At 55.1% G+C, this 12,170-nt stretch carries 14 protein-coding genes; 6 read left to right on the top strand and 8 right to left on the bottom strand.

Annotated elements, in window-relative coordinates; genetic code table 11:
- Nucleotides 1–42 precede the first annotated feature (42 nt).
- The 4 genes from ACK13D_RS18435 to ACK13D_RS18420 all read left to right on the top strand — a co-directional run bounded on the left by ACK13D_RS18435 (nucleotide 43) and on the right by ACK13D_RS18420 (nucleotide 4,327).
- Nucleotides 43–2,193, top strand: coding sequence for a lysine decarboxylase LdcC (locus ACK13D_RS18435; RefSeq protein ID WP_033756642.1), 2,151 nt, complete (start codon nucleotides 43–45; stop codon nucleotides 2,191–2,193).
- Nucleotides 2,194–2,257: 64 nt separating this feature from the next.
- Nucleotides 2,258–2,647, top strand: coding sequence for a VOC family protein (locus tag ACK13D_RS18430; RefSeq protein WP_010254157.1), 390 nt, complete (start codon nucleotides 2,258–2,260; stop codon nucleotides 2,645–2,647).
- Between the two features lie 52 nt (nucleotides 2,648–2,699).
- Nucleotides 2,700–4,019 carry a tRNA lysidine(34) synthetase TilS gene (tilS, locus tag ACK13D_RS18425; protein WP_418796978.1) on the top strand — a complete coding sequence of 440 codons (1,320 nt, stop codon included), beginning with the start codon at nucleotides 2,700–2,702 and terminating at the stop codon, nucleotides 4,017–4,019.
- Nucleotides 4,019–4,327, top strand: coding sequence for a c-type cytochrome (locus ACK13D_RS18420; protein ID WP_033787335.1), 309 nt, complete (start codon nucleotides 4,019–4,021; stop codon nucleotides 4,325–4,327). The genes tilS and ACK13D_RS18420 overlap by 1 nt, the downstream gene beginning before the upstream one ends.
- A 40-nt stretch (nucleotides 4,328–4,367) precedes the next feature.
- On the opposite strand, the gene rof is transcribed toward ACK13D_RS18420, so the two are convergent.
- Nucleotides 4,368–4,628: a Rho-binding antiterminator gene (gene rof, locus ACK13D_RS18415; protein ID WP_010254167.1), complete on the bottom strand. Its 261-nt coding sequence runs from the start codon at nucleotides 4,626–4,628 to the stop codon at nucleotides 4,368–4,370.
- The gene (locus ACK13D_RS18410; protein ID WP_010254172.1) at nucleotides 4,615–4,815 is read right to left on the bottom strand and encodes a YaeP family protein; all 201 of its coding nucleotides are present in this window, start codon (nucleotides 4,813–4,815) and stop codon (nucleotides 4,615–4,617) included. The genes rof and ACK13D_RS18410 overlap by 14 nt, the downstream gene beginning before the upstream one ends.
- Before the next feature lie 217 nt (nucleotides 4,816–5,032).
- Here ACK13D_RS18410 and arfB point away from each other — a divergent pair, with 217 nt between their 5' ends.
- Nucleotides 5,033–5,443, top strand: a complete 411-nt coding sequence (gene arfB, locus ACK13D_RS18405) for an alternative ribosome rescue aminoacyl-tRNA hydrolase ArfB (protein WP_010254175.1) — start codon at nucleotides 5,033–5,035, stop codon at nucleotides 5,441–5,443.
- Nucleotides 5,444–5,675: 232 nt separating this feature from the next.
- Here the strand turns inward: arfB and proS are convergent, their stop codons facing one another.
- The 6 genes from proS to metN all read right to left on the bottom strand — a co-directional run bounded on the left by proS (nucleotide 5,676) and on the right by metN (nucleotide 11,239).
- The gene (proS, locus tag ACK13D_RS18400) at nucleotides 5,676–7,394 is read right to left on the bottom strand and encodes a proline--tRNA ligase (RefSeq protein ID WP_022625458.1); all 1,719 of its coding nucleotides are present in this window, start codon (nucleotides 7,392–7,394) and stop codon (nucleotides 5,676–5,678) included.
- 89 nt (nucleotides 7,395–7,483) lie between these two features.
- Nucleotides 7,484–8,188, bottom strand: a complete 705-nt coding sequence (tsaA, locus tag ACK13D_RS18395) for a tRNA (N6-threonylcarbamoyladenosine(37)-N6)-methyltransferase TrmO (protein WP_031591196.1) — start codon at nucleotides 8,186–8,188, stop codon at nucleotides 7,484–7,486.
- Nucleotides 8,185–8,583 (bottom strand): Rcs stress response system protein RcsF, encoded by a 399-nt coding sequence (rcsF, locus tag ACK13D_RS18390; protein WP_010254182.1) that lies wholly within the window; start codon nucleotides 8,581–8,583, stop codon nucleotides 8,185–8,187. Before rcsF ends, tsaA begins: the two co-directional genes overlap by 4 nt.
- A gap of 128 nt (nucleotides 8,584–8,711) precedes the next feature.
- A complete protein-coding gene (locus tag ACK13D_RS18385; protein WP_010254184.1) occupies nucleotides 8,712–9,527 on the bottom strand; it encodes a MetQ/NlpA family lipoprotein in 816 nt (271 codons plus the stop codon).
- Between the two features lie 34 nt (nucleotides 9,528–9,561).
- Nucleotides 9,562–10,215, bottom strand: coding sequence for a methionine ABC transporter permease MetI (locus ACK13D_RS18380; protein ID WP_003852613.1), 654 nt, complete (start codon nucleotides 10,213–10,215; stop codon nucleotides 9,562–9,564).
- A complete protein-coding gene (gene metN / locus ACK13D_RS18375; RefSeq protein WP_010254188.1) occupies nucleotides 10,208–11,239 on the bottom strand; it encodes a methionine ABC transporter ATP-binding protein MetN in 1,032 nt (343 codons plus the stop codon). The genes ACK13D_RS18380 and metN overlap by 8 nt, the downstream gene beginning before the upstream one ends.
- Before the next feature lie 189 nt (nucleotides 11,240–11,428).
- Between metN and gmhB the strand changes: the two genes are divergently transcribed.
- Nucleotides 11,429–11,989 (top strand): D-glycero-beta-D-manno-heptose 1,7-bisphosphate 7-phosphatase, encoded by a 561-nt coding sequence (gmhB, locus tag ACK13D_RS18370; protein ID WP_010671870.1) that lies wholly within the window; start codon nucleotides 11,429–11,431, stop codon nucleotides 11,987–11,989.
- Nucleotides 11,990–12,170 lie beyond the last annotated feature (181 nt).

Raw genomic sequence — 12,170 nt, 5'->3', positions numbered from 1 at the left:
GGTTATGCTTGTCCGGTTCCACAATAATCAGGGAGATGGGCATTGAATATTCTGGCGATCATGGGCGCGCACGGCGTGTTTTATAAAGATGAACCGTTACGCGAACTCGACGCGGCGTTAAATCTGCAAGGCTTCAGGCTGCTTTACCCGAAAAACAGTGACGATCTGCTGAAACTGATCGAGCACAATCCGCGTATCAGCGGCGTCATCTTCGACTGGGACGCGCACAACAGTCCGGAACTCTGCGGTGAGATTAATCAGCTCAACGAATACCTGCCGCTGTACGCCTTTATCAACACCCACTCTCAGATGGATATCAGCGTCAATGAGATGCGCATGCCGCTGCACTTTTTTGAGTACGCGCTGAATGCCGCCGACGATATCGCGCTGCATATCCGGCAATATACCGATGACTATCTCGACCACATTACGCCGCCGCTGACTAAAGCGTTGTTCACCTATGTGAAAGAGGGCAAGTACACCTTCTGCACGCCGGGCCATATGGCGGGTACCGCGTTTCAGAAGAGCCCGGTGGGCTGCCTGTTCTACGATTTCTTCGGGGCCAATACCCTGAAATCGGACATCTCAATTTCCGTTACCGAACTGGGTTCGCTGCTTGATCACACCGGTCCGCACCTTGAAGCGGAGGAGTACATTGCACGCACTTTTGGCGCCGAGCAGAGTTACATGGTGACCAACGGGACCTCAACGTCGAACAAAATTGTCGGCATGTATGCCGCACCGGCGGGCAGCACCGTGCTGATCGATCGCAACTGCCACAAGTCACTGACCCATCTGCTGATGATGAGCGATCTTATCCCCATCTGGCTGAAGCCGACCCGCAATGCGTTGGGTATTCTCGGCGGTATCCCGAAGCAGGAGTTCACCCGCGAGAGTATTTCGCTCAAGGTGGCTGCCACCGACCGTGCCACGTGGCCGGTTCATGCGGTGATCACCAACTCCACCTATGATGGGCTGCTCTACAATACCCAGTACATCAAAGAGACACTGGATGTACCGTCGATTCATTTCGATTCAGCCTGGGTGCCTTACACTAATTTCCATCCGATCTACGCCGGTAAAAGTGGCATGAGTGGCGACCGCATCCCGGGAAAAGTGGTGTATGAGACGCAATCGACCCACAAACTGCTGGCGGCGTTTTCGCAGGCATCAATGATTCACATTAAGGGCGACTACGACGAACAGACGTTTAACGAAGCCTACATGATGCACACCACCACCTCGCCCAATTACGCCATCGTCTCCTCTATTGAAACTGCTGCTGCCATGCTGCGTGGCAATCCCGGTAAACGACTGATCAATCGCTCGGTGGAGCGCGCGCTGCACTTCCGTCGGGAGATCCAGCGCCTGCGCGAAGAGTCCGACAGCTGGTTCTTTGATATCTGGCAACCGGAAGAGGTTGACGAAGCGCAATGCTGGCCGATCCAGCCCGGCGACGAAGAGTGGCACGGATTTACTCAGGCCGATCGCGATCACATGTACCTGGATCCGATCAAAGTCACCATTCTGACGCCGGGCATGAGCGAACTGGGGAAGATGGCGGAAGAGGGGATCCCGGCGGCGCTGGTGGCGAAGTTTCTGGATGAGCGCGGCATCGTGGTGGAGAAAACCGGTCCCTATAACCTGCTGTTCCTGTTCAGCATCGGCATCGACAAAACCAAAGCAATGAGCGTGCTGCGCGGACTGACCGAGTTCAAACGCGCCTACGATCTTAATCTGCGGGTGAAAAACATGCTGCCGGATCTCTATGCCGAAGATCCTGACTTCTATCGCAATATGCGCATTCAGACACTGGCGCAGGGGATCCATCAGCTGATCCGCCATCACGATCTGCCGCGTCTGATGCTGCAGGCATTTGATGTCCTGCCCGAAATGAAGATGACGCCGCATCAGGCGTTTCAGCAGCAGGTGAAGGGCAACATCGAAACGGTGGATCTCAGCGAACTGGTCGGGCGGGTGTCGGCCAATATGATTCTGCCTTATCCGCCAGGCGTTCCACTGGTGATGCCAGGCGAGATGATTACTGAGAAGAGCCGCGCGGTGCTCGATTTTCTGCTGATGCTGTGCAGCATTGGACGGCATTATCCGGGCTTCGAAACGGATATTCACGGCGCCAGCCTGACCGAAGAGGGCGAGTATCGCGTCCGCGTGCTGAAAAACGACCTCGCATAAACCTTTAAACGACTATCAGCGGCAGGGTGTCTGCGGACAGCCTGCCCGAATCAGGGAATTGAACATGTTGCAGTTAACCGCTATTCACCACATCGCCATCATCGCCTCTGACTATCAGCGCAGCAAAGCATTCTATTGTGACGTACTGGGTTTCCGTCTGATGGGCGAATATTACCGCGAAGCGCGGGAATCCTGGAAAGGCGACCTTGCCCTACAGGATCGCTACACCATTGAGCTGTTCTCTTTTCCTGAGCCGCCGGCGCGGGTCAGTCATCCTGAAGCGTGTGGCCTGCGTCATCTGGCCTTTACCGTGCCGGATGTTGCCGCTGCCGTCGCGACGCTGGCCGATAAAGGCGTTATCTGCGAACCGATTCGCATTGATGACCTGACCGGTAAACAATGCACTTTCTTTGCCGATCCGGATGGTTTGCCGCTGGAGCTTTATCAGGCGTAAAATAGCGCGCTCAGCGGGCGACATTCAGTGGCCCGATTTTCTGGATTCTGCCATGTCTTTGCCCGCTTTTGACAACCTTTTGCAACCTGATGCCGCCCTGGTGGTCGCATTCAGCGGTGGACTGGATTCAACCGTGCTGCTGCATCAGCTTCGCGGCTGGCAGCAGCAGCATCCTCAGTTGCGCCTGCGGGCACTGCATGTTCACCATGGGCTTAGCCCGAATGCCGATCGCTGGGCAACCCATTGCCAGACGATTTGCGCGCAGTGGCAGCTGCCCTGTGAAGTGCTCCGCGTTAACGTTGATGGCAGGGAAAACGGCATTGAAGCAGCCGCCCGCACTGCCCGTTATCAGGCGCTGAGTGCGGCACTGCAGCCGGGCGAAGTGTTACTCACAGCGCAGCACCTCGACGATCAGTGCGAAACATTCCTGCTGGCGCTGAAGCGCGGCAGTGGTCCCGCCGGGCTGGCAGCGATGCCCGCGACACGCACGCTGGGTTCTCATCAGCTGGTGCGTCCGCTGCTGAATCAGACGCGACAGTCGCTTGAAGCCTATGCCGACGCGCATCAGCTGGCGTGGATTGAAGATGAGAGCAATCAGGATCTTCGCTACGACCGCAACTTTCTGCGTCAGCGGCTGCTGCCTGAGCTTCACCAGCGCTGGCCCCATTTTGCCGAGGCAGCGGCCCGCAGTGCGGCGTTATGCAGTGAGCAGGAGCAGTTGCTGGATGAACTGCTCACCGGGCAACTGGCAGAGCTGATCCAGCCTGATGGCAGCCTGCACTTTCCACCCATAATGGCCATGAGTGAGCTGCGTGCTAATGCCTTATTGCGGCGCTGGATCGCCGGACAGGGTGGGGCGATGCCGTCCCGTGAAGCGCTGAAACGCATCCACGACGAAGTGATGGCGAGCCGGGAGGATGCGCAGCCCCGGCTGCGATTCGGTCAGGCTGAACTCCGTCGTTACCGTCAGCAGCTCTACTGGCTGCCGTTGTTCAGTTCACTGCGCGACACCGTGCTGGCATGGCCCGATCTCTGCCAGCCGCTGGCGTTACCGCAGAACCTTGGCACGCTGCGTGCCAGCCAGTCAGAGAGCCTGTTGCGCTATCCTGAGCCGGATGAGCAGGTCAGCGTGCGGTTTCACGCACAGGGTCATGTCCATCTGGTGGGCCGTCGTGGCGGAAGGGAAATGAAAAAACTGTGGCAGGAGTTACAGATACCGCCGTGGCAGCGTGAACGGCTGCCGTTAATTTTTTATAACCAGACGCTGGTCTGCGTTCCGACTCTTTTTGTCACCCGTGATGGCGCGGCCCCTAATCAGCAGGGCTGGCAGATAGTCTGGGACGGAGCATGCGGCGCAGGAGAACAACAATAATGAAACAGTGGCTTATTGCCTGTTTAGCGGTCACCGTGTTACCGGCATGGGCAGCGGGTGATGCGCAGCGCGGCGCACAGAAAGCGGGCAGTTGCATGGCCTGTCATGGCGCAGCAGGAAAAGCGGCGGTGCCGCTCTATCCTGACCTGGCCGGGCAGCACGCACCTTATCTGGAACATGCGCTGCAGGCCTATAAAAATGGCGAACGCAGTGGCGGTCAGGCTGAAGTCATGAAGGCGTTTGTGGCGGGATTGAGTGACAGCGATATGGCGGATTTAGCGGCGTACTACAGTTCGTTGCAGCCCTGAAGTTTAACAGGGCGGAAAGGTCCCGCCCTGAATGCGTAGGTTACTCTGCGCTGACAACCACCGTACCCAACTCGGGATGGGTGAAGCTTGCGATATGGTCGAGACGTAATTCGCGATGTTCACCGGAAAGATCGATAGCCAGATATTCAACGTTCTTACGTGAAAAGATCTCTTTGGCTTTTGCCTTAAGCTGCTCGCCATCTTTCATTTCCAGCGACAGCATCCAGTTGTTCTGGCAGGCGAGTTCCAGATTATCGTAATCATCGCAATTGATAGGTTGGTACGCTTCATTTATCAACATAGTCGCTCACCAATAAGTTAGCAGCGGCGTAGGCCGCCTGTTCCCTGACAGAAGAGTTTAGCTCAGTATTTGCGGCAACATCATTAAGTGCCTTCAATGCGCAGCCAATCGCATCCGGTATGTAACCTAAATCCCCGCTGCCGATTTCGGCATACTTCCGGCGAACTAACTCACAATAATTTTGCACGTGGCCCTCCTCGGCAGAGCGTAAATACTCTGGTTAACTGGCGACTATATCATAGCCATTTAGAGGAAATCAGCCTGCGTAAAGCAGGAACAGTGCGCGAATCACTGCTAAAGTGACAGATTCCGCTGTCTGAGGCGGAGTAAATCAGAGCACAAAAGGTTAATTTGATGAACAGGTTATCGGAGGTCAACGTGGTTAAGGTGTGGGGAGCGAGCTTATGATTATGCTATCCCGTTCGGTTGAGATTCCGGAGAGTGAGATTGAGCTGACGGCGATTCGTGCTCAGGGCGCAGGCGGACAACATGTCAATAAAGCCAGCACCGCCATTCATCTGCGCTTCGATATTGCTGCCTCTTCACTGCCCGCGTTTTATAAAGAGCGGCTGCTCACCGCCACTCATCATTTGATTACCGGTGATGGCGTTGTGGTGATCAAGGCGCAGGAGTATCGCAGTCAGGAGATGAATCGTGAAGCAGCGCTGCAACGTCTGGTTAATCTGATCCAGGAGCTGAGTACCGTGGAAAAAGCCCGGCGCGCCACGCGGCCGACCCGCGCCTCAAAAGAGCGCCGTCTGGAAGGAAAAGCCCGCCGCAGTTCAACTAAATCGATGCGCGGCAAGGTACAATAAAAAACGCCCCGCAGGCGGGGCGTTTGAGTACTTACAACGTCAGGGGCGAGCGGCGAAGAGTTCGAGCCTGCTCAGGGAACGGGGTCAGATCGGAAAGTCGCTAAAGCCATCCATGGCCGCTCGGCCCGCACCGTCCCTGGCGCGGGACGCTTTCCTCTCCTGACCCGGTTCCCTTCGCGTTGAGCTCATCTGTTGCGGCCAGATTCAGCCCGCTTTGATTAACGCTAAGAACTTACTTATTCAGAGCCTTCAGCAGGAATTCAACAATTTCATCCTGCTTAATCATCTGCTTCTCACCGGCACGACGTGATTTGTACTCAATCTCCTGATTATCGAGATTGCGGTCACCAATGACGATGGTGTGTGGCACGCCGATCAGTTCCATATCAGCGAACATCACGCCCGGACGCTCTTTACGGTCATCCAGAATAACCTCAACGCCTTTGGCACGCAGGGTGGCATACAGCTCTTCCGCCAGCTCTTTAACCCGGAACGATTTCTGCATATTCATTGGCAGAATCGCAACCTCGAAAGGTGCCAGTGCGGCTGGCCAGATAATGCCGCGGTCGTCATGGTTCTGCTCAATGGCTGCCGCAACAACGCGGGTGATGCCGATGCCGTAGCAGCCCATGCTCATCACCTGATTGCGGCCATCTTCGCCCTGAACAGACGCTTTCAGCGCGTCAGAATACTTGGTGCCGAGCTGGAAAATATGACCGACTTCGATGCCGCGCTTAATCTGCAGCGTACCTTTACCATCCGGGCTTAAATCGCCTTCGACCACGTTACGGATATCCGCAACGCTGGCCAGCGGCAGATCGCGCTCCCAGTTAATGCCGAAGTAGTGCTTACCATCGACGTTGGCGCCGGCGCTGAAGTCGCTCATCTTCGCCACGGTACGGTCAGCAATCACAGGCATCTGCAGACCAACCGGGCCGATTGAACCCGGTCCGGCACCCACTGCGGCGCGAATCTCTTCTTCGGTCGCGAACACCAGCGGTGACGCAACGATCTCTGACTTCTCCGCTTTGATCTCATTAAGCTGATGATCGCCGCGTACCAGCAGGGCAACCAGCGCGTGGCCGCTCTCTTCGGCACCTTTAACAATCAGCGTTTTCACTGTTTTTTCAACAGGCACATTGAATTGCTCAACCAGCTCCGCGATGGTTTTTGCGTCTGGCGTCTCGACCAGTTGCATCTCCTGCGACGGCGCTGCGCGCTCACCAGCGGGTGCGACGGCTTCGGCCAGCTCAATGTTGGCCGCGTAATCAGAATCGGTAGAGAAGATCACATCATCTTCACCGCTCTGCGCCAGAACCTGGAACTCATGGGAGGCGCTGCCGCCAATCGAGCCGGTGTCGGCCTGCACGGCGCGGAAATCCAGACCCATACGGCTGAAGATCTGGCTATAGGCGCGGTACATCGCGTCATACGTTTCCTGCAGCGACTCCTGCGAAACGTGGAACGAGTAAGCATCTTTCATGATGAATTCACGTGAACGCATCACGCCAAAGCGCGGACGGACTTCATCACGGAATTTGGTCTGGATCTGATAGAGGTTGAGCGGCAGTTGCTTATAAGAGCTCAGCTCATTGCGGATCAGGTCAGTGACCACCTCTTCATGCGTCGGACCCAGCACGAACGGACGCTCGTGGCGATCTGCAATACGTAACAGTTCCGGGCCATACTCCTCCCAGCGACCGCTCTCCTGCCACAGGTCGGCGGGCTGCACAACCGGCATTAAAATCTCAACCGCGCCCGCGTTGTTCATCTCTTCGCGCACGATGTTTTCGACTTTTTTCAGCACGCGAACCCCGGTCGGTAACCAGGTGTACAAGCCAGAAGCCAGTTTGCGGATCATACCGGCGCGCAGCATCAGCTGGTGGCTGATCACTTCAGCGTCGGAAGGCGTCTCTTTCTGAGTAGAGAGCAGATATTGAGTAGTACGCATTGATTACGGTTCCAGTTGATCGGAAAGTCACAGACAGAATTTTGCTGGCGGCTAGTGTACCAGTGAGATCACCGGCTCAAAAGCGGGTTTTAACGCGGGTCGATGGCGATCACTTCAGTACCGGCATCGTCAATGCGCCAGCGTACATTAAAATCCATCAGCCAGGCCGCATATTCCCGCGTCTGTGTCTCGCCCTGACGGTAAGCGGGACGGGGATCCTGTGCCAGCACTTCACTGATAAAGCGAGCCAGATTGGGGTAGCGCGACTGCTGGTGGAGCTGCTGTTGTGCCAGCTCGGAGAAGCGAACCGGCATATCAGCCGCAGGTGCCGCCTGAGCAAAACCCGCCTGGGCATGGGGCAATGCTTCGGCAAAGGGCAGATAAGGTTTGATATCCACCACCGGGGTGCCATCGACCAGATCCAGACTGCCAAGCTGCAGGATCACCTGCTGTTTTTCAATCCTGATACCTTTTAGCTCAACCAGCGACATGCCAATGGGATTCGGACGGAACGTTGAACGTGTCGCAAATACACCCATGCGCGCATTGCCGCCCAGCCGGGGAGGGCGAACCGTGGGACGCCAGCCGCCCTCCATCGTCTGATGGAAGACAAACAGCAGCCAGAGGTGGCTGAACGCTTCCAGTCCACGCACCGCTTCCGGCTGATTGTAAGGTGGCTGCAGGTGCAGTTCGCCGCCGCCATCCTGCACCAGCCCTGGCTGGCGCGGCACGGCAAACTTCTCCTTCCATGGTGAGCGGATTACCCCAATTTGCGCAAAGGCGAATTCACTCATTGATTGCTGACTTTCAGTGCCGAACCCTGACACACCGCCTGACGATAGCAGCCTGGCGTGCCGGTGACGATTTCACACTGATGCAGCAGCACTGCATTGGCTTTCATCTGTGACGCTTTGATCTGCAGGCGTTTACGTGCAGTAGCGATGTTGGCTGGGGAGTTCTGATTACTCATCTGGCAATCTTCAGCGGAGACTTCACCCAGATCGCGGAATGGCTTGCTGACCAGATCGGCGGCATCAGTATAGAGCTTAACCGGTGCCGGTCGTGACACAGGCTTGCGGGTGGGTTCACTGGATTGCTGCGGCCGGGACGGTGCGCTGCTTATCGGGTGATACTCATGAACACACCCTGTCAGCATCAATGCTAACAAGCAGAGCGGTAAAAAACGCATGGCAACATCCTCAGGTTTCAAAAAGTGGCGTTATTGAAACAAGGACAAGAATAAATAACAAGTCGGGCAGGGCACCCAATAACAGAAAGGACGGCATAGCGCCGCCCTTAAGGAGATGAACAGCTGAATTACCAGCCTTTAACCGCGCCGCCGTTAAAGACTTTGTTAGCGGCATCGTAGACTTCGTCAGACTGGTAAGCCTTGACGAATTTCTTCACGTTTTCCGCATCTTTATTATCTTCGCGCGCCACAATCAGGTTCACGTACGGTGAATCTTTATCTTCGACGAAAATGCCATCTTTGGCTGGCGTCAGGCCAATCTGGCTGGCGTAGGTGGTGTTGATAACCGCCAGCGCGATCTGCTGATCGTCCAGTGAGCGTGGCAGCTGCGGCGCTTCCAGCTCAACAATTTTCAGATGCTTAGGGTTTTCAGTGATATCCAGTGAGGTTGGCAGCAGGCCCACGCCATCTTTCAGCTTGATCAGACCCACTTTCTGCAGCAGCAGCAGCGTACGGCCCAGGTTGGTCGGGTCGTTTGGAATAGCAACCTGAGCGCCATCCTGCAGCTCATCCAGTGACTTAATCTTTTTCGAATAGCCCGCAATTGGGTAGACGAAGGAGTTACCCACTGAAACCAGCTTGTAGCCACGATCTTTGATCTGCTGATCCAGATACGGTTTGTGCTGGAAGGCGTTGACGTCGATATCGCCTTTGCTCAGCGCTTCATTCGGCAGTACGTAATCGTTGAAGGTGACCAGCTCAACGTCCAGACCATATTTCTCTTTGGCAACTTTCTGCGCTGCTTCAGCAACCTGCTGCTCAGCACCGACAATCACACCCACTTTGATGTGGTTAGGGTCTTTCTCTTTTTGATCGCATCCTGCCAGCGCAATCGCGCCAATCAGTGCACCCACAGCGGCAATTTTCTTGAATCTGAAAGACATATCCTTTCCTTCTTAATAATGTGATATTGCTGGCTTATTTATGGGACACCGCATGCACGATGCGGTCGCCACAGAATTGAATGAGATACACCAAAACCACTAACAACACCAATACCGTATTCATCACAGTGGCGTTATATCCGATATAACCATACTGATAACCGATCTGGCCCAGACCACCGGCACCCACCGCGCCACCCATGGCGGAGTAACCAACCAGGGTAATCAGGGTGATGGTCGCAGCATTCACCAGGCCAGGCATCGCTTCCGGCAGCAGAACCTTACGGATGATCTGCATTGGCGTGGCGCCCATGGCACGTGACGCTTCAATCAGTCCGGTTGGCAGTTCCAGCAAGGCATTTTCAACCATACGTGCGATAAACGGCGCCGCGCCAACGGTCAACGGCACGATGGCCGCCTGCAGTCCGATTGAGGTGCCGACGATTACGCGAGTAAAAGGAATCATCCAGACCAGTAAGATAATGAAAGGAATGGAGCGGAAGATATTCACCAGCGCGGAGAGCACGCGATAAAGTCCCTGATTCTGCAGAATCTGGCCCGGACGGGTGACATAGAGTAAAACGCCGACCGGCAGACCCAGCACAAAACCGAAAAATCCAGAAACGAAGGTCATCATCAGCGTTTCCCACACGCCCCGTCCCAGCAACCACATCATCGCTTCAGACATAACCTAACACCTCTACTTTCACATGATTCTCCTTCAGCCAGGCTATCGCCTCGCGGGTATCGCTTTCTGTGCCGTGCATTTCGGCCAGCATAATGCCGAACTTCACGCCACCGGCGTAATCCATCTGGGCACTGATAATGTTGTTATTCACGTTGTAACGGCGGGCGGCTTCAGACAGCAGCGGCGCATCAACCGATTTACCGGTGAATTCCAGTCGCAGCAGGGGCACGGTGCCTTCAGCGGCGGTGGCAGAAAGGCGCTGCTGGTAATCATCCGGAATATCCAGATGCAGCGTAGACTGAATAAACTGCTGCGCCAGCGGTGTCTTAGGATGAGAGAAGACCTCACTGACGCTATCTTTCTCAATCAGCTCACCGTGACTGATGACCGCAACCTGATCGCAGATGCGTTTCACTACATCCATTTCATGGGTGATCAGCAGAATCGTCAGCCCAAGCCGGCGGTTAATGTCTTTAAGCAATTCCAGAATAGAGCGGGTCGTCGCGGGATCCAGTGCGCTGGTGGCTTCATCACACAGCAGAACCTTGGGATTGCTGGCCAGGGCGCGGGCAATCGCGACACGCTGCTTCTGTCCGCCCGACAGATTGGCGGGCCACGCATCATGCTTGTCTGATAATCCCACCAGTTCCAGCAGCTCAGTTACGCGAGCCGTGATCTGAGCGCGGGAGAGATTACCGAGTTCCAGTGGAAGAGAGACGTTGCCCGCGACGGTACGGGAGTTCATCAGATTAAAGTGCTGGAAGATCATGCCGATCTGGCGGCGCGCCTGAGTTAACTGACGTTCGTTGAGTGCGGTTAAATCAGCACCGTCTACCAGTACGCGGCCCGAAGTAGGGCGCTCCAGCAGGTTAACGCAACGAATCAACGTACTTTTACCGGCACCGGAAGCACCGATAACGCCATAAATCTGTCCGGCAGGCACGTGCAGGCTGACATCCGTTAACGCCGGAACAGACCGCGTGCCTTGCTGAAACACCTTGGTGATATTTTCTAGTTTAATCATTATGTTATTTATTATCGTGTTGCGTTGTCCGTGGTGTGGGAAGCCTCGTCGCTTTTATTCGGTATAAAAGCTGGATGGATGTTAAGGCATCCAGACGTCTAAATCAATGGAAGTGATTCAATCTGACATTCTCCCTTTTATAGCAATCATGCGATACTGATCGGCAATTTTTACAGCAGGAGTTTCTACGTGGCGAATAAAGTCCCCGCTATTTTTCTTGATCGTGATGGCACCCTTAATGTCGACAATGGCTATGTCCATGAGATCGATGACTTCCAGTTTATTGACGGCACGATTGAAGCGCTGCAACAACTTAAGACAATGGGTTTTGCGCTGGTGGTCGTGACCAATCAGTCTGGCATCGCGCGCGGTATGTTTACTGAAGATACCTTTATGCGGCTGACAGAATGGATGGACTGGTCGCTGGCCGATCGCGATGTTGATCTTGATGGCATCTATTTCTGTCCTCACCATCCTGAAGCAACAGTAGCAGAGTTCCGTCAGGCCTGTGACTGCCGCAAGCCTCAGCCGGGTATGCTGCTGACGGCGCAGGAAGAACTGAATATTGATATGGCCGCTTCTTATATGGTGGGTGACAAGCTGGAAGACATGCTGGCAGGGCAGGCTGCCGGTGTCGGCAAGAAAGTACTGGTGCGCAGCGGCAAACCGGTCACTGCTGAAGGTGAAGCAGCAGCAGATTGGGTGATTAATAGCCTGGCAGAGCTTCCGGCGCGCATTAAAAAGGGGTAAAACGGCGCTTTTGTGCAAATTTCAGACGAACAGAAAAAAAGTCTCAATTTGCACTTGCGCTATCTGAGCCGTTCCCTATAATGCGCCTCCACTGACACGGCAAACCGGCAACGGAAAACGGGTCAGGAGGCACAGGAGACTGCGCCGCCGGAGAAAAACTTCTGAGAAAGAGGTTGACTCT

The organism is Pantoea sp. K16, from assembly GCF_048452805.1.
GTDB classification, from domain to species: Bacteria; Pseudomonadota; Gammaproteobacteria; order Enterobacterales; family Enterobacteriaceae; genus Pantoea; species Pantoea agglomerans.
This window is presented reverse-complemented; position numbering and strand designations above follow the sequence as displayed.